Source organism: Peribacillus sp. NPDC097295, from assembly GCF_044761665.1.
Taxonomy (GTDB): domain Bacteria; phylum Bacillota; class Bacilli; order Bacillales; family DSM-1321; genus Peribacillus.
Genome location: NZ_JBIWCW010000002.1, coordinates 388,339 through 410,771, shown reverse-complemented (window position 1 = coordinate 410,771; position 22,433 = coordinate 388,339). Strand labels below are relative to the sequence as shown.

Sequence of the window (22,433 nt, the reverse complement as noted above, 5' to 3'; positions counted from 1 at the left end):
TTTAGTTGTATTAACGATAGTTGATATACCCCTTAGTTATTCATTACAAACAGTTTTAACAACTTTCAAGAGTCATTTTATTAGCTAAAAGACGTCAAAAAAATAAAACCCGAGTGGATCAGCAATCCATTCGGGTCTAGTAACTTCTATTCATTTAGTTGAATCCTGTCCGGACACGTATATATGTTCATTGAATCATTACGGATAAAGCCGACGGTTGTTATGCCTAGTCCCTCTGCCAACTCCAACGCTAATTCAGTTGGCGCGGACTTAGAAAGGATAAGTTCGCAACCGATTTTTGCCACTTTCAACAAAATTTCCGATGAAATGCGGCCACTGAATACAATCGCTTTTCCTTCTATAGATATACCATTTTTCAAACAATACCCATAAATCTTATCGAGTGCATTATGGCGCCCAATATCCATCCGGCTTAAAACGAGCCCATTCACATCACATAATGCGGCATTATGGACACCACCGGTATTTTGAAACGTCACAGCAGATTGTTGCAGGTCCTTCATTAAGCGGAAGCAATCATCCGTAGTTAGCTTTACCGACATATTCTCCATCTTCTTGGCAGTCAGAGCATCGTTTACAAAGACGAAACCTTGTCTGCTTCCACCACAGCATGATGTAATATATCGTTTATTTTGAAACTCTTGGTAATAGGGATTTAGCTTATCCGTTTTGACGTGAACATATCCTTCTTTTTCTTGGTACCAGATCTCTTTGATTTCTTCATATTTCCGGATGATCCCTTCCGAAGCTAAATAACCGATGACCATATCTTCGATGTACTCGGGTGTACAAACCATCGTCACGAACTCTTGCCCATTTATCTTCACGGTGACGGGAAATTCCGTCACCACCGTGTCTTCGGTATGTTGGACCCCTCCTTTGCTAATGCGGATAATCCCCCGTTTTTTTTCTATCTCCTTCATGCCTTCACTCCTCTTTATCTAGACGACCCTTTTAACCTTTATATTAAGGATGTAGTACGATTTAGTTCAATTTAATTTTCCTGCTATATCCTGGTCAAATACAAACACCGAAATGGCTATATTTTCCTTCACTTTGATATCAGAAAACAAATGAACCAGGTTCGCACCGACCAACTCTTCCATTCCTTCAGGAGGCGCAACCGAATAAACATCTTGAATCATTTTTGTCCTTGCTGAATGGACCATGTCTTTGCCCTCTTCCGTACTTGAAATGAATATTTCCGTCGGAGTCAGATTCCCATATAGCGTAGAAACAGCCATATTATCTACAAACACCGTATGAATCCGCTCTGGCCCTTTTCCGAATAGTTCTTTTCGGAGCTTTCGAATCATATCATTGAATTCATGGATTACTTTTGACATCTTGATTTCGCTCCTAACATATGATATTTCATCTAGTGTTTCCTTATCATAAAGCAATAAGAATAAAAAAAAAAGTTTATTGAAAATAACTACTTTTATCATATGATTGTTTCTTTTAAAAAATAAAGGTATAATATCTTTGTGAAAGTTGGTCACATAATATGATTTGTTATGTTTCTATCTTTTATCCATCATTCAAATAATGGTCTGGATTGGTATATTGGCAAGATTTGCTATTAAACTATTCCACCATGACTTACATCACTGTTCAGAGACAGAGGTGTAATCATGGTGGTTTTTTTCGCGTTTTTTGGTAATAAGAGGGGGAATAATTGTGAGCGATTCAATCACTATTAAAATCAATGGCTTGGATTATAAAGCACAAACTGGATCGACAATCTTGGAAGTTATCAATCAAAATGAGATACCTCATCCACAGATTTGTTATGTTCCTGAAGTAGATCCGATTCAAACATGCGATACGTGTATCGTAGAAGTGAATGGAAAACTTGTTAGATCATGCTCGACAAAAGTTGATAGCAGCATGGATATTTCATTGGATTCAACAAGCGCAAAGGCAGCGCAAAATCAAGCGATGGACCGCCTGCTTGAGAATCACCTATTATATTGCACAGTTTGTGACAATAATAACGGCAACTGTAAACTGCACAACACTGTAGAATTAATGGAAATTCCGCATCAAGATTTCACACCTAAAACTACACCGGAATTGGCTGTGGACATGTCCCATCCATTCTACCGCTATGATGCGAACCAATGTATCGCTTGCGGACAATGTGTAGAGGTCTGTCAAAACCTACAGGTTAATGAAACGCTATCCATCGATTGGGAAGCAGAACGTCCACGTGTTATCTGGGACGAAGGAACTGAAATCAATAATTCATCATGCGTGGGCTGTGGACAATGTGTAACAATCTGTCCATGTAATGCGTTAATGGAGAAATCCATGCTTGGAGAGGCTGGCTTCATGACAGCCTTGAAAGAAGATATTATGGAACCAATGATCAACCTTGTTAAAGATGTTGAGCCGGATATGAGCGTAATCTTCCCTGTTTCTGATATTGAAGCAGCGATGCGTGAAACGCGTACGAAGAAAACGAAAACAGTATGTACATTCTGTGGTGTCGGCTGTTCATTCGAAGTTTGGACAAAAGGGCGCAAAATCCTTAAAGTTCAACCTACACACGAAGGACCTGTTAATGCAATCTCCACTTGTGTTAAAGGGAAATTCGGTTGGGACTTCGTAAACTCTGAAAAACGTATCACTAAACCATTGATCCGTAAAAATGGTAGGTTCGTAGAATCAAGCTGGGATGAAGCTCTTGATTTGGTTGCCTCAAGACTTGGTTCAATCAAACAGCAATACGGTGGCAATGCCGTAGGATTCATTTCTTCATCTAAAATCACGAATGAAGAAAACTATGTGATCCAAAAATTAGCACGTCAAATGTTCGAAACAAATAACGTCGATAACTGCTCTCGTTACTGTCAATCTCCTGCTACAGACGGATTGTTCCGTACAGTAGGTATGGGTGGAGATGCTGGTACAATAAAAGATATCGCAGCAGCAGGTCTTGTCATTATCGTTGGTGCAAACCCAGCCGAAGGACATCCTGTTCTAGCTACACGCGTAAAACGTGCTCATAAGCTACACGGACAAAAACTGATTGTGGCCGACGTACGTAAAAACGAAATGGCTGAACGCTCTGATATCCATATCAGCCCTAAACAAGGTACAGACCAAGTTTGGTTAATGGCCGTAACAAAATACATGATTGACCAAGGTTGGCACGATCAAGCCTTCATCGATGAAAATGTGAATTTCTTCGACGAATATAAGGAACTACTAGAAAAATATACCCTAGAATATGCAGAGCTAAACACAGGAATTTCAAAAGAAACATTAATCCAAATCGCAGAAGAGATTCGCGATGCAGATGGTACATGTATCCTTTGGGGAATGGGTGTTACACAAAACACTGGTGCTTCCGATACATCGGCAGCCATTTCCAACCTTCTTTTAGCTACAGGGAACTACCGTCGTCCAGGAGCGGGTGCGTATCCTCTTCGTGGTCATAACAATGTTCAAGGTGCTTGTGACATGGGAACTTTACCTAACTTCCTACCAGGTTACCAACATGTTAACGATGATTTTGCTCGTGCTAAATTCGAAAAAGCTTATGGTGTTAAAATTGATGACAAACCAGGTATGCACAATATCCAAATGCTTGATGCCATCGAAAAAGGTGACATGAAAGCTATGTACCTTGTCGGTGAAGATATGGCACTTGTGGATTCTGATGCAAACCATGTCGATAAAATCCTATCAAGCTTAGATTTCTTTGTTGTTCAAGATATCTTCCTTTCTAGAACAGCACAATATGCGGATGTAGTATTACCGGGAGCACCATCTCTTGAAAAAGACGGTACATTCACGAATACAGAACGTCGTGTACAACGTTTATATAAAGCCCTTCCTACTTTGGGAGATTCTAAAGCGGACTGGGAAATCACCCAAGAAATCGCTAAACGCCTAGGTGCAGATTGGAATTACACTCACCCTAGCGACATCTATGATGAAATGGCTAGCCTTTCTCCAATCTTCAGCCAAGCGAATTACGAAGTTCTTGAAGGATGGAACAGCTTCCTATGGGGAAGTCATGACGGATCAAGCACACCGCTTCTTTATGTGGATGGGTTCAACTTCCCGGATAAAAAAGCTCGCTTTGCGATAGCTGACTGGGTAGAGCCGCATAAATTCCCAGAAGAATTCGATCTTCATATCAATAACGGACGTATGCTTGAGCATTTCCACGAAGGAAATATGACGAATAAATCGAACGGAATTCAATCGAAGGTTCCAGACATTTTCGTTGAAGTTTCTCCGGAGCTTGCTAAGGAGCGCCAAGTGAAGGATGGCGGATTGGTTCGTCTGGTATCACCATATGGTGCCGTTAAACTGAGAGTGCTAATAACAGACCGAGTGAAGAAGAATGAACTATTCCTACCGATGAACTCCGTCGACAAGGATTCAGCCATCAACTTCCTGACTGGTCCTATCTATGATCACCGTACAAGTACACCTGCTTATAAACAAACCAAGGTACGTATGGAAGTGCTTAAAGAAAGCGGAGAAATTCCATTGCCAGGATCTAACCCACGGAATAAAAAACGCCATCCTCAAAATGGTGTCGAGGTTCAACGTAAGTGGGCACGTCCAGGTTATGTACACTTAACAGATAAATAATAAGGAGGGTGAAGATCATGGCAGCTCCCATTACGGAAATCCATAATCCTATAACTGAGGAAGATATAAAGCTACAAAAAATCGAAGAGTTAAAAACGCTAGTCACCGATAACGAAGATGTGTTAAACAGCTTGTTTGACATCCTTGGTGATCTGAACGACTCCGGCGTGCTTGATGCCGCTAATTCGATGCTTAAAGGAAAAGAAAAAATTGCAAAAGTCGCTCTTGGACAAGTAACCAGAGAACCCGTGACCAAATTGATCAACACGCTTATGGGTGCAACTGGAGCCTTGATGAAGGCTGATGCCGACCAAGTGACAAAGCTCCTTACAAGTGCCCTTGCCGGCATGGACGAAGGCAGTAAATTCATTGAGACCGACAAAAAAATCGGTGTCATGAGCTTAGTAAAAGTATTGAACGACCCCGACATTAACCGAGCGATTGGTTTCGGCGTCCATTTCCTAAAAGGAATGGGTAAAGAACTGAAATAGTAATAGTAATAGTAATAATTTAAACAGACTATCCCCAAGTCGAATGTAAACAATAAATTAGACTGAAGGCTTAAAAGAGGTACTGCCTCTTTTGAGTCTTTTTTAAACTCATGATGAAAAAGGACGGATGAAATGATTACACAAGAAAACGTCATAGATGCCTTAAGACATGTTGAAGACCCTGAACTGCATAGAAGTATCGTAGAACTGAATATGGTCCGCGACGTTAGAATCATGGAAGGCCATGTGTCACTAGAAGTTGTCCTTACCATTCAAGGATGTCCATTAAAAAACAAGATTCAAGAAGATATCGAAAACTCGTTACGAAACATCGGGGCTCTAAGCGTATCCTTGAAATTCGGAGCCATGACTCAAGAAGAACGCGAAACCTTGACGAAAGTATTAAAAGGCAATGCGACGACCGAAACAGGCATGCCAAAAATGCTCGCTCCTGATTCTGGAGTGAACTTCATTGCCATCACAAGTGGTAAAGGCGGCGTCGGTAAATCCACCGTTACGATCAACCTTGCTGTCGCATTAGCACGCATGGGCAAACGAGTCGGGATCCTGGATGCCGATATTTACGGTTTCAGCGTACCGGCCATGATGGGCATCACCCAAAAGCCAACGATGATCGACCAAACCGTCATCCCGGTTGAGAGCCATGGTGTGAAAGTCATGTCGATGGGCTTTTTCGCGGCCGATGACAATCCTGTCATGTGGCGTGGACCGATGCTGAATAAATGGATCAAAAATTTCCTTGTGAACACGCATTGGGGAGAGCTAGATTACATGTTGCTTGATCTACCTCCTGGTACGGGCGACGTAGCGATTGATGTGGCAGCCATGATTCCACAAGGCAAGGAAATCATTGTAACTACACCACATAATGTCGCTTCTTTTGTCGCTTCAAGAGCAGGTGCCATGGCTAAACATACTAAACATGAAATCATGGGCGTTATCGAAAACATGGCCTATTTCGAAGAACAAGATGGATCGAAGAACTTCCTATTTGGTAAAGGCGGCGGAGAAATACTGGCTAAACGTCTTGAAACAGAAGTGATTGCGACCATCCCATTCTCTAATCGTAAAGAAAATAACGATGCTAATGTATTTGATGAAGAATCGTATATCGGCGAAGTATTCAATTCAATAGCGGAAGACATCATCAATCAATCATAATCGTTAAAGGTTGACTCAATTCGAGTCAACCTTTTTCATTTTCAAAAGGTAAATTCGTCATTCTATATGCTTCGCAATCGCACGTCCGGCCTGTCTCCCCGAGAATAAACATCCGCCTAGAAATGTCCCTTCCATGGATCGATAGCCGTGGACACCGCCACCTCCGAAGCCTGATACCTCCCCCGCGGCATAAAGCCCTGGCACGGGTTTTCCTTTTACGTTAAGCACCTGACCAGATAAATCCGTCTGCAATCCTCCAAGCGTCTTTCTGCTGACTATATGTAATCGTACGGCGATCAGTGGTCCCTTCTTTGGATCGAGAAGTTTATGAGGGGAAGCCACCCTCACAAACCTGTCACCGATATAACTTCGTGCACCACGCAGAGCTGTGATCTGCAAGTCTTTCGTGAATTTGTTCTCCATCTCCCGGTCCCTCGCTAAAATTTGCTTTTCTATATGTTCAGCAATCAATAAATTCTCCCCAGTGATCTTATTCATGCCGTCGACGAGTTCTGATACAGTATGCGCTATAACAAAGTCCTCTCCCTTATCCATAAAGGCTTGTACAGGAGCCGGGGCACCCGGCAGTACACGAGATAAGACCTTTCGAATGCTCTTCCCTGTCAAATCAGGATTTTGCTCGGAACCAGACAAGGCAAACTCTTTTTCAATGATTTTTTGCGTCAAAATGAACCAGGAATAATCATATCCAGTCTTCTGGATTGCTTCCAGAGTCCCCAATGTATCGAATCCGGGAAAATTCGGGGCTGGAAACCGCTGTCCCTTTGCGTCCAGCCAAAGTGAGGATGGACCAGGAAGGATGCGAATCCCATGCTTGTTCCAAATAGGATCCCAGTTTTTAATCCCTTCCGTATAGTGCCACATCCGGTCTCGATTGACGATCCTCCCACCCGCTTTTTCCGTGATGGCGAGCATCCTTCCGTCCACATGCTCCGGTACACCTGAAATCATCGACTTCGGTGCATCACCCAGTCTGGCAGGCCAATTTGTCCTGATTAGATCATGATTAGCACCAATTCCACCACTTGTGACAAGAACTGCCTGCGAACGGAAGATGAAATCCCCAGCCACTTCACGGGAACTTGCTTCTCCTCGAGCCGCAGAGCTTGGAACGAGTACGGAACCTTCCACCCCGATTACAGCATCATTTTCCGTAATCAATTCATTGACGCGATGACGGGGTCGATAATCGACAAGCCCCTTTTCCATGGCCTTGCGAACTCGCTCTTCAAACGGTTTAACAATGCCAGGCCCCGTCCCCCACACGATATGAAACCTTGGGACCGAATTGCCATGGCCTTCAGCCAGATAGCCACCGCGCTCCGCCCAGCCGACTACCGGAAAGAAGCCTATGCCTTGGGAGGATAACCATTCCCTTTTTTCCCCGGCAGCGAACTCGACATATGCCTCCGCCCATTTCTTGCCCCAATAATCTTCATCCTCTTCCCTATCAAACCCAGCCGTGCCCAACCAATCTTGCCACGCAAGTTCCTTAGAATCCTTGATTCCCATCCTTCGTTGCTCAGGTGAATCCACAAGGAATAAACCGCCAAAGGACCACCACGCCTGCCCTCCCATGGAAGTCTCTGGCTCTTGATCCAAAAGTAGAACCCGCTTCCCGGCATCAGCTAGCTCTGCCGTGGCCACTAACCCTGCAAGACCAGCTCCGACAACGATTACGTCAAAATCCATGTCCATTCCTCCGATTTGGTTCAAAGAATTTATATTTGCTTACATTGTAAGAATATAGTCCTTACATTCCCTGGAACAGACCCGATTTCCTTCTTAAATAAAAAAAAGTCTAACTTGTCTATGACAATTGAACACATAAAGATTTATCCGTCAGTTTCCCAAATGTATACCACTTACTCCGTCTCATTTTCCTATATTTTTATATAACTTCATTTGTAAATTCGTTGAATCCACTAACATTCTTATAAGAAACAGGAAAGATGTACAAGCAATCCGTCACTTTTTTCATATTTTATATAACTGAGTGTTATTAGAATCAATCTTCTAAGCTGACACTTTTTGAATTTAAATTATATAAAGAAAGGGTGAGAAAATTGACACGGGAAAATAGGAATAAGAAGTTTTCTATCATCATACCTGCCCACAATGAAGAAAAATATATAGCGGGGTGTCTGGAATCCATCAAAGCTGCTTCAAAGCGGTATAAGGATCAGATTGAAATTATTGTTGTGTTGAATCGGTGTACAGATCGGACGGAGGAAATCGCAAAATCCTATAATGCGATCACGATCAAAAATAAGGACAAAAATCTTTCGAAAATTAGAAATGCAGGGGCGAAAGTTGCCACTGGAGATATTCTGATTACGATAGATGCAGATACCAAAATGTCTAAAGGATTCCTATCTAGAGTGAATTTGTTATTATCGAGCGGGTTATTTATCGGTGGCGGGACATCCGGGTTATTTGACCGTATGTCTTTGGGGATTCTAACATCTGTTGCAGCCATATCCATTCCAATGCTAATCAAGTATGGTTTGATTTCAGTTGGGATATTCTGGTGCTACAGAAAAGATTTCGTGGCCATTAACGGATTCAATGAGGAATTGCTTATGGCCGAAGACGCTGATTTTGCCCATCGGCTGATGATGTGGGGGCTGGTAAATCGAAAGCTTTTCGGCATCATCCCTTTTGGCATGCTCACATCAAGCAGAAAGTTTGATAAATTCGGGGATTGGATTATGGTCAAAGACCCTCGCTATATATGGTCTTATCTGAAGGGAACGGACAAGAAGCGGGCGGAAGAATTGTATTATGATTATTAAGCAGGAAAGGGCTGGCGGATATTCCCCAGCCCTAAATAATAGGTCCTATAAAAAAAGGAGTTTAACCAGTAAAAACTGGTTAACTCTATAATACGAGTCGAGTAGAAGGAAGAGCCTTTCTACCTTGCGGTAAATTGGACTCTCCCCCTCACAGAACCGTGCTTGCGCTATTAACGCACACGGCTCCTCCTAGTTAACATTTACAGAATGTAGCTAATCTCTTTTCTTGAATCGTATATATTGACTTTTATTCTTGGTGATGGAAGTGGATATTTATTAAGAAATAGACTGAATTTATCCCATGTAAAGGATTTCCTTTGGCTTCTTCTATTGAGCCATTTAAACAATAACTTTTCGATTTCGTCTTTGAAGTTGTTAACATTTTGGGTATTATCAGTGATGCAATAATAGTTGTAATAACCTATTAGTGAGCATTTAAATCTATCCACAATCATATGAATACCTTTACTTCTATTACTCTTCAGCCATTCTTTCGTTTCTTTTAGTTTACCTTGTACTTTCTTTCTGCTGTGCGTAAGACATCAGCCCTCTCGATTCACTAACATTATGGAGCTCAATCCCTTCAACCATTTGGTTTTCGGCCCGCTACCTAACTGTCTACGCTTAAAGACTAAAGTTACCTTTAGCCCTCCAAGACTCGCTACGAGCGAATGGCTAGTTCTTACTCGACGGGAATCCCACCCGCTATATGATCCGACCTATGCTCGGCGATTTATGGTGGAATACAGCATCGTTCTCATAGCCTTCCTACCTTTGTTAATGAATACGAAGACATCATCCTCTCCTCTTTCTATTTATTAAATTTTAATCCAAATAAATAAAAGTGCATATAAAAATAGACAGAAACCGATATTTCAAATATCAGATTCTGTCTATATATATTATTTTATTGAAGTAAATTTTTGCAGAAAGTATATTGAAGCATATCGCTGCCTATGTGGCAAAAATATGATTCAAGACACAAAAACACAAAAAACCACCAATAATATGTATTGGTGGAGACGGTGGGAGTCGAACCCACGTCCAGACATAACGGCACTTAAGCTTCTACGAGTGTAGTCGATATATTCGCATTTCGCGAACTCATTAGCCTATCGACAGGCGGCAGAGCAGCTAGTCTGATTGGTCTCTTCCTTCATCCTCAGACGGTGGATTCCGGCGTATCCCACTTAGAGTGAGTCCCTTACCCTACCACGTGGGCCATGGAGGGAGGAACAGCTTAACGTCTGTTGTTACGCAGCGAAAGCTAGGTTGTTGTTTTGTTTGCCAGTTATAGGCGTTGACGTTTTAACGAGGCCGATCCCCTCGACTCGCAACTTAAGCTCGAACTATCCCTGTCGAATCCGTAACGTCCCCATGATTAGAATGGAGCGTACGAGAAAAGAATAGTCAGCTAGTTGGCTGATATTCAGTTGTCATCGGTACAAATTTAATTATAACAGATTGAATCAAAAAATCAATTGTAAGGTCTTGGCAACCCTACATCTTCTGACGATCGCGGAAAGCACGCTCGATATCGCGTTTTGCTTCTTTCTTCTTCAGGTCATCACGCTTGTCATATTGTTTCTTCCCTTTACCTAACCCAATTAAAACCTTTGCAAAGCCATTTTTTAAATACATTTTCAGTGGGACGATGGTGTAACCCGTTTCCTTCGTTTCACCAATCAGTTTACTGATTTCTTTCTTGTGCAAAAGAAGCTTCCTTGTACGCAATGGGTCATGGTTAAACTGGTTCCCCTGCTCATAAGGACTGATATGCATATTATAAAGATAGATTTCACCATTTTCAATTTTGGCAAAAGCATCCTTCAAATTCAGTCGGGCTGCACGTATTGCCTTGATCTCGGTCCCTTTCAATACGATACCTGCTTCAAATGTTTGTTCAATAAAGAAATCATGATACGCTTTTTTATTTTGCGCTAATTGCTTTCCTGAGCCTTTTGGCATCTAACTCTCCCCTTTTATCCAATCGGAGAGAGGATGACTCGCATCCTCTCTTCCGTTTTATCTCTTTTTAGGTTTTCTTTTACGCTTCGCTGCCGGCGCATTTTCAAAGAATTTTTTCTTCTTTTTCGGTTTTCTGTCAGAAGAAGCTCCACCGTTTCGGTTATCACCACCACGGCCGCCTTTCCCTTCAGATCCTCTTGAGTCTCCGCCTCTGCGCTTCCGGCCGCCTGAACCTGAATTGGCTTTGAAAATTTTCTTTTCGCCAGAAGGACGCGGTCGGCTTACTTTCATGCCGATGATTTCAAAATCAATCGCCCGTTCTTCTTTATTGACATTGGAAACCCGAATGTCGATTTCATCACCAATCCGGAACACCTTCCCTGTCCGTTCCCCGATCATCGCAAGTTGACGTTCATCAAAGCGGTAGTAATCGTCCGTCATGAAGCTGACATGGACAAGCCCTTCAATGGTATTCGGCAACTCGACAAACATTCCGAAGTTCGTAACGGAGCCGATGATTCCAGTATACTCTTCGCCAATTTTATCCAACATGTATTCCGCTTTCTTTAAATCATCCGTTTCCCGTTCTGCGTCAACGGAGCGACGTTCACGTTTCGATGTATGGTCGGCGATATCCGGTAAAATGGCGTTCCACTTCTCTTTAGTCGCTTCATCGAGTTTCCCTTCGATTAAATACGTCCGAATTAAACGATGGACGATTAAATCTGGGTAACGGCGGATCGGTGATGTGAAATGAGTATAAAACTCGGCTGATAAACCAAAGTGACCTAAGCTTTCCGGATCATATTTAGCTTGTTGCATCGAACGAAGCATGACGGTTGAAATGACGGTTTCTTCCGGCTTTCCAGCAACGGCCTGAATGATTTCCTGCAGAGCCTTCGGATGGACATCATTGGCAGATCCACGGACGATATAGCCGAAGTTCGTGATGAATTCAAAGAAACGTTGTAATTTTTCTGGTTTTGGATCTTCATGAATACGGTATATGAATGGCACATCAAGACGGTTGAAATGCTCCGCAACGGTTTCGTTAGCCGCTAGCATGAATTCTTCAATCAGTTTCTCTGCAACCGAGCGTTCTCGTAAAACAACATCAGTCGGGTGACCTTCTTCATCAACGACCACTCTTGCTTCACTGAAATCAAAGTCGATTGCCCCGCGGTTCATCCGTTTCTTGCGAAGGATTGCTGCCAATTGTTCCATATCCTGAAACATCGGAACAAGGGATTCATAGCGTTCGATCTGCTCCTCGTCTTTATTGACAAGAATCTTGTTCACATTGCCATATGTCATCCGTTCTGTCGTCTTAATGACACTTTCAAAAATATCATGAGAAACGACTTCCCCATCCGGTGTGATTTCCATTTCACATGATAACGTGAAGCGATCGACTTGCGGATTCAAAGAACAAATCCCATTTGATAGGCGATGTGGAATCATCGGAATGACCCGGTCAACCAAATAAACGCTCGTCCCTCTTTCAAGGGCTTCCTTATCAATCGGCGAACCTTCTGTCACATAATGGCTGACGTCGGCGATATGTACGCCGAGCTTGTAGTTACCGTTTTCGAGTTTAGTAACTCCCACTGCATCATCCAAGTCCTTCGCGTCCGCTCCATCAATCGTAACCAATATTTCATTGCGTAGATCCCGGCGGTTCCCAATTTCGGATTCTTTGATGGTATCTGAAACGGCATTGGCCTGCTCCATTACGTCTTCCGGGAATTCCATCGGAAGGCCATATTTATGGATGACGGATAGAATGTCTACGCCAGGGTCGTTCTTATGGCCGAGGATCTCAATGACTTCCCCCTCCGCACTTACGCGTCCTTCAGGATAAGACGTCAGCTTGACGACAACCTTATGCCCTTCCACCGCACCATGTGAAGCATGCTGGGGAATGAAGATATCATTGGCAATCTTTTTATCATCTGGAATGACAAATCCGAAATTTTTGCTTTCAGAGTATGTACCGACCACTTGTTTGATCCCACGTTCAAGGATCCGGATGACTGTACCTTCTTGTCTTGATCCAGATGTTTCAGATGAAACCCTGACCATGACGATATCTCCATGCATAGCTGTGCCTGTTTCATTTGGCGGGATGAAAATATCATCCATTCCAGGATTATCTTCCGGTGTCACAAAAGCGAATCCTTTTGCATGTCCAGTTAATTTACCTCGGAATAAATTCATTTTTTGTGGCAGGCCATAACGATTGCTTCTCGTCCTTACCACCAACCCCTTTTCTTCCATCTTAACTAGCGCCTTCACGAAATTCTTGAAGTCCGCGGAATCTTCGATTTTAAGGGCCTCTTCCAATTCTTGTACCGTAAGTGGCTTATATGCTTCATCTTTCATGTATGTCAGAAGCTTATTTATATGTTCTTGAATGTTATCTTCCATAAAAACCCTCCTATTCAGGGTATGATTAATTAATTATTCGGACCAATCCAGGCTTTCTAAAAATCCTAATACATCTTCATGCAGCTGTTCACGCTCTTTATCAAGGGTAATGACATGCCCAGACTCTTCATACCACTTGATATGCTTAACGGGCGATTCGACAGTTCCATAAATAATATCTGCACTTTTAGGATTGATAACATCATCATGTCGACCCTGCACGACAAAAGTCGGTGCGTAGATATGATCTACGTGCTCACGTACATCGGTTATCAATTCCTGAAGAGCCTTTAATGTACCCATGGGTTTATCAGCAAAGCGGTCCATTTCGTGTTCGATTTGTTCTTGGGTCTTTCCTTCATACTTTTTAAATTCTCTAGCGTAGTCCAATACTCCTTTATACATCGCTTCTTCACTTTTGATATACATAGGCGCACACATCGATACGATACCCTTTATAGGTACAGTGTAACCTAATTTAAGAGAAAATACGCCTCCTAATGACAGTCCCGCAACAGCAATTTCTTCATGGCCTTTTTCTTTCAAAAAATCATAGGCCATCATCACATCTTTCCACCAGTCGGAAGGACCTGTTTTCACTAATTCCTCAGGGGGGACACCATGCCCTTTATAGTGTGGCGCATGACAAGTATATCCTTGTTTTTCAAGATAACGACCAAGCATCCGTACATCGGCGGAATTACCCGTGAAACCATGTAACAGTAAGACCGCCCTTTTTCCACCTTCAAAAGTAAAGGGCTCTTGCAGCTTCATTTTCATGTATCTTGGCTCCTTTAATTGCTGTCATCTGCATGTTTTATACTTTCTAAATTAACTATAGCTATTCCTGCAACTATTGTGCAAAGAAAAAAGCCTAGCTATTTAGCTAGACTCATTTTTGATCGATTACACATCAAAGTACGCAACAAGTAAAGTTAAAGCAAAGAATAAAACAGCTAATACAATCGTTGCCCGATGAAGGACAAGGTCTAAGCCGCGTGCTTTTTGCTTTCCGAATAACTGCTCAGCACCGCCAGCAATCGCACCTGATAAACCTGCACTTTTTCCTGATTGAAGCAATACCGTCACGATAAGCGCGATACTAACAATCACTAAAAGCGTTATAAGTAATGCATGCATGCAATTACACCTCCTGAAGAACCAATAAACAATTACTTTAACTTTACCACACCCCTAAGGTATCTACAATCTTTGTTATGACATATTGGAAAGAATTCCTAGACTTTAGAGCCATTGTTTTCTTTTTGAATCAAAATTTGAGATAATTTACAAAAAGAGAAGAAAGAGGTGTATCTATGTTTAAGCCCATACTTCGGATTCTTGATATACTGACCATCCTATTCTCGGCGGTGGCCGGTTACTCCCTTTGGACAAACGGTAGCAACCTGATAAGCGTCCTGTTAATCATTCTCTCACCGCTTCTACTGCTGTTAGCCAAATACCATGGGAACCGATATTTATTATTTTCTGCATATATCACGACAACCATTTATTTTACTGCTATTATTTATAATGGACTATCCGATAGCAGCATTGACTTCTTCCAATCAAGCTTCAGTGTCTTATTGCTGGGAGTAGCCGCCGTTTTGTTAAGTATCATAGCCGCCGTCATCGGTTTTGGTACGAATACACTGACCATTCTTTGGCTAGCCTTACATGCGCTTGTCACCTTTGAAACCGTTAGGATGAACAGTGCTTCTGGATTCCTTTCACACTTTTGGTCAAATCCTGTAGTGGAAACAGCCATCCGTAATGATTTTCCTTTTTTATTAATGATCATCTGGATTGGCTTATTTCTAGATAAATACCAACGTGAGTTAACAAGGGACTATTTATCCCGATAATCTAAAGAAACTTATCTTTTGGAAATCTTATTTAAAGCAAGGAGCTTTCATATGTTAAAACCTATATTCACTGCAACTGCTCTATCCTCTTTCATATTATTGGCTGGATGTTCGTTTGATTTTTCGACGGACAAAAAAATAGAAGAAAAAGAAGAGCAACAAACATCCCAGAATGCCTCAGAAGAACCTAAGAAGGAAGATTCTACGGGACAAGTCAAACATGAGGTTGCAGTCGATACAACCGCTAAACCTGCCCAGGAAGGCCTTCAGACATTGGCTGAGCCGGAGAGCATACCTGTTCTGGTCAATAAACAATACAGCCTTCCTGAAAGTTACAAACCGACCGACCTGATTTACCCTAAAGTCGATTTCATCTTCGAAGATAAAATCGAGAAAAGAATGATGAGAAAAGAAGCGGGAAAAGCCCTGGAGAAAATGTTCCAAGCGGCTGAAAAGGAGAATATGCATTTAGCCGGCGTTTCCGCCTACCGCTCTCACCAAACACAAATCTCCATCTTTAGTAACTATGTCGCTAAAGACGGAGAAGAAATAGCCAAAACCTACAGTGCCCTTCCCGGGACAAGTGAGCATGAAACAGGCCTATCCATCGACGTCACGACACACGATGGAGCCTGTGCTGCCCAAGACTGCTTCGGTGACTCAGATGAATCTGCATGGCTAGCAAAGAACGCCCACGATTATGGTTTCATCATCCGCTATCCTAAAGGCAAAGAAGACATCACGGGCTACAAATATGAACCATGGCATATCCGTTATGTCGGAGTCGATGTCGCTACGGAAATATATGATGCGAACATGACCTTGGAAGAATACTATAATGCTGTACCGGTAGAAGCCAGTACGGAGAAATAACAAACAGGGTGTCCGCCGCGGGCACCCTGTTTTCATTTAATCAAACGTTTGATTAAATTTTTCACTAATATGAAATGTAATTTTAGGTCTATACCATTGGCTCAATTATGTACATGTAGCAAGTTGATTAATTCGATAACTTTTTCATCATCGCCAGGGTTAACGTACACTAGCTTTTTATTTTTAATAATCTCTGTATAGAAATTATCGGGATGACTGACATCCAAAAGTAAAGGAACGTTATATACATTAATGGAACCATTTCGATTACTGCTATACGTTACGGATCCATCTACTAAACGGGAACCCGCTAATTGGGTAACATCTTCTGGATAATTCTCACTGGTTTCATCATAAGGATTGAGGGGTGTGCCGGCCGTAATGTGCCTCACATTTAATTCATCTAGATCTTGGTTCGCACCAAGTTGTAACCAAATCCTTGCATATTCGACTTGTTCACTTGAAAACTCCGCAAGAGTCTCTACGTCTTGCTTAGCATCTACATTTGGGTCCATACTTCCCTCTGGATCGATGTCTTCTGCATCATCCCTTTTTATTTCCCCTTCCTCTTTTGATTCTAAAACTAAGTGGCTTTCTTTAGAGTCAGCTGTCGATTCCTCACTTTTATCCCCATCACACCCTACCAGGATTCCCAACAGCAAACACAGAATACCATTTAAGAAAAGAATCCTCATTAGCTCTTTCCATCTGACCATAAAGTTCCTCCAACCCTTCCTAGCATAAGAATATACAACGTTAAATATCGATTTATTTATCATACTATAAATATGTAAAAATGGTAATTTATGATAAAATATTACAAGAAGTATAAGGAGAGGGTTTTATGATGATTTTTGGTCCTATGCTGGTGGCTCTTATACCAGGAATAATTATATGGACGCTTACTTGGTGGCTTAGTAAAAAAGGAGTTTCTCCTCTAATAAAGATGTTACCTGGAACTATAGCCGTAATTTCGGCCCTTATCCTACTTTATATTAGTATTGTCTACATAAGAGGATTTGAAGGGGTAGGTTATGGATTCCTTTCCTTTTTTCTGATACTTGTTGCATGTGTCTCTTTCATGATTAGTAAGGGAGTTAGGGCTACCGATGAGAGTATATAAAAACACTCCGCTTCTGTTCCGAAGCGGAGTGTTTTTTCATTTATTATTTCTTCAAGTTATAGAAAGATTTCAAGCCGCCATAGACAGCCAAGTCACCAAGTTGGTCTTCGATGCGAAGAAGTTGGTTGTACTTAGCAATACGGTCTGTACGGGACATGGAACCTGTTTTGATTTGCCCTGCATTTGTCGCAACAGCGATGTCAGCAATTGTGGCATCTTCTGTTTCACCAGAGCGGTGAGAAACGACCGCTGTGTAACCAGCACGTTTTGCCATCTCGATTGCATCAAACGTTTCCGTCAATGTACCGATTTGGTTTACTTTGATTAAGATTGAGTTGCCGATACCTTTTTCTATACCTTCAGCCAATTTTTTCGTGTTCGTTACGAATAAATCGTCACCAACCAATTGAACTTTAGTGCCTAGGCGTTCTGTTAGAAGCTTGTGGCCATCCCAGTCGTTTTCGTCCAAGCCATCTTCAATAGATAGAATTGGGAATTCATTCACTAGTTCTTCATAGAAAGCGACCATTTCTTCAGAAGTCACACCATTGCGGCCTTCGCCAGCAAGATCGTATTTGCCTGTTTCTTTGTTATAGAATTCAGAAGAAGCAACGTCCATACCAAGATAGATATCTTCGCCAGCTTTGTAACCTGCTTTTTCGATAGCTTCAATGATGACTTGAAGCGCTTCACGGTTTGAACCAAGGTTTGGTGCAAATCCACCTTCGTCACCGACAGCAGTGTTTAAGCCTTTAGAAGCAAGAACCGATTTCAATGCATGGAATACTTCCGCACCCATACGTACTGCTTCTTTAAAGCTAGGAGCACCGACAGGAAGAATCATGAATTCTTGGAAATCCACATTGTTATCCGCATGTGATCCACCGTTGATGATGTTCATCATTGGAGTTGGAAGTTGTTTGGCATTGAATCCTCCAAGGTAGCGATACAATGGCAGTCCTGAAAATTCTGCAGCAGCATGAGCAGCAGCCATAGAAACACCAAGAATTGCATTAGCACCTAGGTTTCCTTTATTTTCTGTACCATCTAATTCAATCATTGTAAGGTCAAGACCAGCTTGATTGGTTACATCCAAGCCAATGACTGCTTCAGCAATGATATTATTTACGTTATCTACTGCATTTTGTACACCTTTACCAAGGTAACGAGATTTATCCCCGTCACGAAGCTCTACTGCTTCATGTTCACCTGTTGATGCACCAGACGGCACTATTGCACGGCCAAAGTATCCTGACTCTGTTTGAATTTCTACTTCTATTGTTGGATTACCACGAGAATCTAGTACTTCGCGTGCATATACGTGTTCGATATACGGCATTATAAATCTCTCCTTTTTTATTGCTGTTTTATTTTATTTAGATAATAGGGATTTACCTGTCATTTCAACAGGTTTTTCGACTCCAAGCAAATCAAGGATCGTTGGAGCTAAATCACCTAGAATTCCATCTGTTCTTAATGTTACCTGATTTTGCGTGACAATGACAGGAACAGGATTGGTTGTATGAGCTGTCATCGGATTTCCTTCAAGCGTTACGACTTCATCAGCATTTCCGTGGTCAGCCGTAATGATGGCTGTACCACCTTTTGCAACGATGAGGTCAACAATCTTACCAAGGCATTCATCCACCGTCTCTATCGCTTTAATAGTAGGCTCTAGCATCCCTGAATGGCCGACCATATCAGGATTGGCAAAGTTCAAGAGAATCGCATCAAAGCGGTCCGCCTCAATTTGCTCCAGCAAAGCATCCGTCACTTCATAGGCACTCATTTCAGGTTGTAAATCGTATGTAGCAACCTTTGGAGAATTAATTAGGATCCTCTCTTCTCCAGGAAACTTCTCTTCACGACCACCGCTCATGAAAAACGTCACATGTGGATATTTTTCCGTTTCGGCGATACGAAGCTGTGTAAGATTATTTTGAGAAAGTACTTCTCCTAATGTATTATCAAGATTTGTCGGCTTAAAAGCAACATATCCGTCAACAGTTTCCGAGAAATGTGTCAAACAGACAAAATGAAGCTGCTCAGGATGGCCCGGACCACGATCAAATGAACGGAAGTCCTTGTTCGTGAATGTATTGGATATCTGGATGGCACGGTCTGGACGGAAGTTATAGAAAATAACGGCGTCTTCGTCCTGTATTGTCGCTACAGGCTTTCCATCTTCCGCTGTGATGACCGAAGGGATCACGAACTCATCGAAAATACCATGTTCATAAGAATCGTCTACACACTCCATCGCAGAACCATATGCAGGTCCATCTCCGTATACCATCGAACGGTAGGATTTCTCCACACGCTCCCAGCGTTTGTCACGATCCATGGAATAATAACGTCCGGAAATGGTCGCGAATTGTCCGACGCCGATTTCCTTCATTTTTGCCTCTGCTGCCTCGATATAGCCTTTTGCCGTTTTCGGTCCGACATCACGGCCATCAAGAAATGCATGAACAAATACATCTTTGACGCCTTCTTTAGCAGCCAGTTTCAGAAGGGCATATAAATGCTCAATATGACTGTGTACGCCACCATCAGAAAGTAAACCGAATAAGTGAAGGGCCGTACCCTTTTCCTTGGCATGGTTCATAGCATCAACTAATGTTGGGTTTTCCGCAAAGTCCCCTTCACGAATGGCAAGATTGACACGCGTCAAGCTTTGGTAGACAATCCGCCCTGCCCCGATATTCAAGTGCCCTACTTCAGAATTCCCCATTTGACCATCTGGTAGTCCTACAGCTTCTCCACTTGCAATTAAATGCGAGTGGGGATATTGATCCCAATAACGGTCAAAATTAGGCTTTTTCGCATGATAAACAGCATTTCCCTCTTCTTCTTTCCGGCATCCAAATCCGTCCAAGATAATAAGAGCGACAGGCTTTTTACTCATATTGACCAGCCTCCAGCAATTGTAAAAATGAATCAGGCTTCAAGCTTGCGCCACCAACCAAAGCACCATCGATATCTGGTTGAGCCATATATTCTTTGATGTTTTCAGGTTTCACGCTACCACCATATTGAATGCGGATCGCTTCTGCCGCTTCTTTAGAAAACTTGTCAGCCACAACGGAACGGATATGGGCACACACTTCATTTGCATCTTCAGCAGATGAAGACTTCCCTGTTCCGATGGCCCAAATTGGTTCATAGGCAATGACGGTTTGTTTCAATTGATCTTCAGATAGACCTGCTAGGCCTTTTTCAATCTGTCCTCCAACGAAATCATTCGTTTCGCCAGCTTCCCTTTGTTCAAGCGTCTCTCCACAGCAAACGATAGGAGTCAGCTTATTTTTGAAAGCAGCATGGGCTTTCTTATTCACGGCTTCATCTGTTTCATTAAACATTTCACGACGTTCAGAATGACCAAGGATTACATAAGAAACTCCGATATCAGCTAGGGAAATCGGGCTGATTTCTCCAGTGAAGGCGCCATTTTCTTCATAATGCATGTTTTGTGCACCAATCTTCACATCTGTTCCTTGTGCTGATTGAACAAGCTGATTCAGAAATAATGCTGGAGCACAGACTACCGTGTCAATTTTATCTGACTTGGGGATTAACGTGCTCACTTCTTCTAAAAAGCCAGTCGCTTCTGATAAAGTTTTATTCATTTTCCAGTTTCCTGCAATAATCGGTTTTCTCATTTAATCTCCATCCCTTCTAAAGTTGTATTTCTCGGATTGTCACTTCTTATTTATCGTTCAATGCCACGACCCCAGGTAGTTCCTTGCCTTCCATGAATTCAAGAGAGGCTCCGCCGCCAGTAGAAATGTGGGACATTTTATCAGCAAGACCGAATTTCTCCGCCGCTGCAGCTGAATCACCGCCTCCGACGATGCTGTATGTATCTTTTGCATCTGCTAAGGCTTCAGCAACCGTTCTTGTTCCATTCGCGAATTTATCGAATTCAAATACCCCCATTGGTCCGTTCCAAATGACCAATTTAGATCCTTTAATGACATCAGCAAATAGTTTGCTCGTTTTAGGTCCGATATCCAGGCTCATTTTATCACTTGGGATTGAATCGATATCGACAACTTCCGTTTCTGCATCAGGAGAAAATTCCGCTGTCACGACCGCATCAATCGGTAAGTGCAGTTTAACGCCTTTTTCCTTCGCACTTTCAATGAATGATTTGGCCAGTTCAATCTTATCTTCTTCCAATAAAGAAGTTCCGATTTCGTGACCTTGGGCTTTAATGAAGGTATAACCCAATCCGCCACCTATGATCAAATGATCCACTTTTTCTAAAAGATTTTCGATGACGCCGATTTTATCTTTCACTTTCGCTCCACCAATGATTGCTGTAAAAGGACGCTCCGGTTCAGATAAGGATTTACCTAGGACCGAAAGTTCTTTTTCCATTAATAATCCGGCAACGGCTGGAAGATGGTGGGCAATGCCTTCCGTAGACGCATGGGCACGGTGAGCGGCTCCAAATGCATCATTTACATAAACATCCGCAAGTTTCGCAAATTCCTTCGCTAATTCTGGGTCATTCTTCTCTTCCCCAGGGTAAAAGCGTACGTTTTCCAACAACAGGATTTCGCCATCATTTAATTCTTTAATGATTGATTGTACGTCCTCGCCATGTGCTTCATCAGCCTTTTGTACGTCTTTACCTATTAGCTGACTTAATCTCTCAGCAACAGGAGCCAAGCGCAATTCCTCTACGACCTGTCCCTTAGGACGACCAAGGTGACTGGCTAAGATAACTTTAGCTCCTTGTTCAATCAAATATGTGATGGTTGGTAATGCCGCTTTGATTCTCGTATCATCCGAAATCTTTCCGTCCTGCATCGGAACGTTGAAATCCACCCGACAAAACACGCGTTTACCTTTTAATTCAATATCTTTAACCGACTTTTTATTCATAATCCAAGAACCTCCTTAGATATGGTTACTTTATTTTTAAAAGGGAGACGACCAATTCCCAACTCCCTTTTTTCTCTTTTCCATTATAGTCTGTATACGGATATTTATCCAAAAACAAGTTGAAGTCTTTCACGTAATATCATTATAAAAAAAACCTCAC

General features: G+C 42.2%; 19 protein-coding genes, 1 other RNA gene and 1 pseudogene. 7 read left to right on the top strand and 14 right to left on the bottom strand.

The genetic code is table 11. From position 1 onward, the window contains the following. Positions 1–146 precede the first annotated feature (146 nt). On the bottom strand, positions 147–944 hold the full coding sequence (fdhD, locus tag ACIQXN_RS05165) for a formate dehydrogenase accessory sulfurtransferase FdhD (RefSeq protein ID WP_402962608.1): 798 nt from the start codon (positions 942–944) through the stop codon (positions 147–149). A gap of 66 nt (positions 945–1,010) precedes the next feature. Further along, positions 1,011–1,367: a Na-translocating system protein MpsC family protein gene (locus ACIQXN_RS05160; RefSeq protein WP_402962604.1), complete on the bottom strand. Its 357-nt coding sequence runs from the start codon at positions 1,365–1,367 to the stop codon at positions 1,011–1,013. Between the two features lie 334 nt (positions 1,368–1,701). On the opposite strand from ACIQXN_RS05160, the gene fdhF reads away from it, so the two are divergent. The 3 genes from fdhF (at position 1,702) to ACIQXN_RS05145 (ending at position 6,308) form a co-directional block, all read left to right on the top strand. After that, positions 1,702–4,635 (top strand): formate dehydrogenase subunit alpha, encoded by a 2,934-nt coding sequence (gene fdhF, locus ACIQXN_RS05155; protein ID WP_402962600.1) that lies wholly within the window; start codon positions 1,702–1,704, stop codon positions 4,633–4,635. 17 nt (positions 4,636–4,652) lie between these two features. Continuing rightward, the gene (locus tag ACIQXN_RS05150; protein WP_402962596.1) at positions 4,653–5,126 is read left to right on the top strand and encodes a helical membrane plugin domain-containing protein; all 474 of its coding nucleotides are present in this window, start codon (positions 4,653–4,655) and stop codon (positions 5,124–5,126) included. A gap of 132 nt (positions 5,127–5,258) precedes the next feature. Beyond that, positions 5,259–6,308 (top strand): Mrp/NBP35 family ATP-binding protein, encoded by a 1,050-nt coding sequence (locus tag ACIQXN_RS05145; protein WP_402962592.1) that lies wholly within the window; start codon positions 5,259–5,261, stop codon positions 6,306–6,308. Between the two features lie 57 nt (positions 6,309–6,365). Here the strand turns inward: ACIQXN_RS05145 and ACIQXN_RS05140 are convergent, their stop codons facing one another. Further along, positions 6,366–8,021: an FAD-binding dehydrogenase gene (locus ACIQXN_RS05140; RefSeq protein WP_402962587.1), complete on the bottom strand. Its 1,656-nt coding sequence runs from the start codon at positions 8,019–8,021 to the stop codon at positions 6,366–6,368. 365 nt (positions 8,022–8,386) lie between these two features. Between ACIQXN_RS05140 and ACIQXN_RS05135 the strand changes: the two genes are divergently transcribed. Next, the gene (locus ACIQXN_RS05135; protein ID WP_402962583.1) at positions 8,387–9,124 is read left to right on the top strand and encodes a glycosyltransferase; all 738 of its coding nucleotides are present in this window, start codon (positions 8,387–8,389) and stop codon (positions 9,122–9,124) included. Positions 9,125–9,324: 200 nt separating this feature from the next. Here the strand turns inward: ACIQXN_RS05135 and ACIQXN_RS05130 are convergent. From ACIQXN_RS05130 to secG, 6 genes and pseudogenes are all read right to left on the bottom strand, one after another. Further along, positions 9,325–9,615, bottom strand: a pseudogene (locus ACIQXN_RS05130) (group II intron maturase-specific domain-containing protein); the annotation flags it as partial. Positions 9,616–10,138: 523 nt separating this feature from the next. Further along, positions 10,139–10,501: a transfer-messenger RNA gene (gene ssrA, locus ACIQXN_RS05125) on the bottom strand. A gap of 123 nt (positions 10,502–10,624) precedes the next feature. After that, positions 10,625–11,092 carry an SsrA-binding protein SmpB gene (gene smpB / locus ACIQXN_RS05120; RefSeq protein ID WP_402962579.1) on the bottom strand — a complete coding sequence of 156 codons (468 nt, stop codon included), beginning with the start codon at positions 11,090–11,092 and terminating at the stop codon, positions 10,625–10,627. A gap of 57 nt (positions 11,093–11,149) precedes the next feature. Continuing rightward, a complete protein-coding gene (rnr, locus tag ACIQXN_RS05115; RefSeq protein ID WP_402962575.1) occupies positions 11,150–13,519 on the bottom strand; it encodes a ribonuclease R in 2,370 nt (789 codons plus the stop codon). 33 nt (positions 13,520–13,552) lie between these two features. Continuing rightward, the gene (locus ACIQXN_RS05110) at positions 13,553–14,299 is read right to left on the bottom strand and encodes an alpha/beta hydrolase (RefSeq protein WP_402962571.1); all 747 of its coding nucleotides are present in this window, start codon (positions 14,297–14,299) and stop codon (positions 13,553–13,555) included. A 126-nt stretch (positions 14,300–14,425) separates the two neighbouring features. Beyond that, positions 14,426–14,659 (bottom strand): preprotein translocase subunit SecG, encoded by a 234-nt coding sequence (secG, locus tag ACIQXN_RS05105; RefSeq protein WP_402870772.1) that lies wholly within the window; start codon positions 14,657–14,659, stop codon positions 14,426–14,428. A gap of 176 nt (positions 14,660–14,835) precedes the next feature. Between secG and ACIQXN_RS05100 the strand changes: the two genes are divergently transcribed. Together ACIQXN_RS05100 and ACIQXN_RS05095 are read left to right on the top strand one after the other, a co-directional pair. Further along, a complete protein-coding gene (locus ACIQXN_RS05100; RefSeq protein WP_402962567.1) occupies positions 14,836–15,384 on the top strand; it encodes a hypothetical protein in 549 nt (182 codons plus the stop codon). Between the two features lie 51 nt (positions 15,385–15,435). Further along, entirely contained in the window at positions 15,436–16,257 is an 822-nt protein-coding gene (locus tag ACIQXN_RS05095) for a M15 family metallopeptidase (protein WP_402962563.1), read from the top strand. A 101-nt stretch (positions 16,258–16,358) separates the two neighbouring features. Here ACIQXN_RS05095 and ACIQXN_RS05090 read toward each other — a convergent pair whose 3' ends face one another. After that, positions 16,359–16,973, bottom strand: a complete 615-nt coding sequence (locus ACIQXN_RS05090) for a hypothetical protein (RefSeq protein WP_402962559.1) — start codon at positions 16,971–16,973, stop codon at positions 16,359–16,361. Positions 16,974–17,101: 128 nt separating this feature from the next. On the opposite strand from ACIQXN_RS05090, the gene ACIQXN_RS05085 reads away from it, so the two are divergent. After that, positions 17,102–17,380, top strand: coding sequence for a YesK family protein (locus ACIQXN_RS05085; protein WP_402962555.1), 279 nt, complete (start codon positions 17,102–17,104; stop codon positions 17,378–17,380). Positions 17,381–17,423: 43 nt separating this feature from the next. On the opposite strand, the gene eno is transcribed toward ACIQXN_RS05085, so the two are convergent. Genes eno through ACIQXN_RS05065 form a run of 4 tightly spaced genes read right to left on the bottom strand, consistent with a single transcriptional unit; the run spans position 17,424 to position 22,273 of the window. Then, on the bottom strand, positions 17,424–18,719 hold the full coding sequence (gene eno / locus ACIQXN_RS05080) for a phosphopyruvate hydratase (protein ID WP_402962551.1): 1,296 nt from the start codon (positions 18,717–18,719) through the stop codon (positions 17,424–17,426). A gap of 33 nt (positions 18,720–18,752) precedes the next feature. Then, positions 18,753–20,288, bottom strand: a complete 1,536-nt coding sequence (gene gpmI, locus ACIQXN_RS05075) for a 2,3-bisphosphoglycerate-independent phosphoglycerate mutase (RefSeq protein WP_402962547.1) — start codon at positions 20,286–20,288, stop codon at positions 18,753–18,755. Next, a complete protein-coding gene (gene tpiA, locus ACIQXN_RS05070; RefSeq protein ID WP_402962543.1) occupies positions 20,281–21,042 on the bottom strand; it encodes a triose-phosphate isomerase in 762 nt (253 codons plus the stop codon). Before tpiA ends, gpmI begins: the two co-directional genes overlap by 8 nt. Before the next feature lie 46 nt (positions 21,043–21,088). Further along, positions 21,089–22,273, bottom strand: coding sequence for a phosphoglycerate kinase (locus ACIQXN_RS05065; RefSeq protein WP_402962539.1), 1,185 nt, complete (start codon positions 22,271–22,273; stop codon positions 21,089–21,091). Positions 22,274–22,433: the final 160 nt, after the last annotated feature.

Bases quoted from the DNA above. Each gene is read 5' to 3' on its own strand.
- fdhD (WP_402962608.1), bottom strand. From the start codon at position 944: ATGAAGGAGATAGAAAAAAAACGGGGGATTATCCGCATTAGCAAAGGA.
- ACIQXN_RS05160 (WP_402962604.1), bottom strand. From the start codon at position 1,367: ATGTCAAAAGTAATCCATGAATTCAATGATATGATTCGAAAGCTCCGA.
- ACIQXN_RS05150 (WP_402962596.1), top strand. From the start codon at position 4,653: ATGGCAGCTCCCATTACGGAAATCCATAATCCTATAACTGAGGAAGAT.
- ACIQXN_RS05145 (WP_402962592.1), top strand. From the start codon at position 5,259: ATGATTACACAAGAAAACGTCATAGATGCCTTAAGACATGTTGAAGAC.
- ACIQXN_RS05140 (WP_402962587.1), bottom strand. From the start codon at position 8,021: ATGGATTTTGACGTAATCGTTGTCGGAGCTGGTCTTGCAGGGTTAGTG.
- smpB (WP_402962579.1), bottom strand. From the start codon at position 11,092: ATGCCAAAAGGCTCAGGAAAGCAATTAGCGCAAAATAAAAAAGCGTAT.
- rnr (WP_402962575.1), bottom strand. From the start codon at position 13,519: ATGGAAGATAACATTCAAGAACATATAAATAAGCTTCTGACATACATG.
- ACIQXN_RS05110 (WP_402962571.1), bottom strand. From the start codon at position 14,299: ATGAAAATGAAGCTGCAAGAGCCCTTTACTTTTGAAGGTGGAAAAAGG.
- secG (WP_402870772.1), bottom strand. From the start codon at position 14,659: ATGCATGCATTACTTATAACGCTTTTAGTGATTGTTAGTATCGCGCTT.
- ACIQXN_RS05100 (WP_402962567.1), top strand. From the start codon at position 14,836: ATGTTTAAGCCCATACTTCGGATTCTTGATATACTGACCATCCTATTC.
- ACIQXN_RS05095 (WP_402962563.1), top strand. From the start codon at position 15,436: ATGTTAAAACCTATATTCACTGCAACTGCTCTATCCTCTTTCATATTA.
- ACIQXN_RS05090 (WP_402962559.1), bottom strand. From the start codon at position 16,973: ATGGTCAGATGGAAAGAGCTAATGAGGATTCTTTTCTTAAATGGTATT.
- ACIQXN_RS05085 (WP_402962555.1), top strand. From the start codon at position 17,102: ATGATGATTTTTGGTCCTATGCTGGTGGCTCTTATACCAGGAATAATT.
- eno (WP_402962551.1), bottom strand. From the start codon at position 18,719: ATGCCGTATATCGAACACGTATATGCACGCGAAGTACTAGATTCTCGT.
- gpmI (WP_402962547.1), bottom strand. From the start codon at position 20,288: ATGAGTAAAAAGCCTGTCGCTCTTATTATCTTGGACGGATTTGGATGC.
- tpiA (WP_402962543.1), bottom strand. From the start codon at position 21,042: ATGAGAAAACCGATTATTGCAGGAAACTGGAAAATGAATAAAACTTTA.
- ACIQXN_RS05065 (WP_402962539.1), bottom strand. From the start codon at position 22,273: ATGAATAAAAAGTCGGTTAAAGATATTGAATTAAAAGGTAAACGCGTG.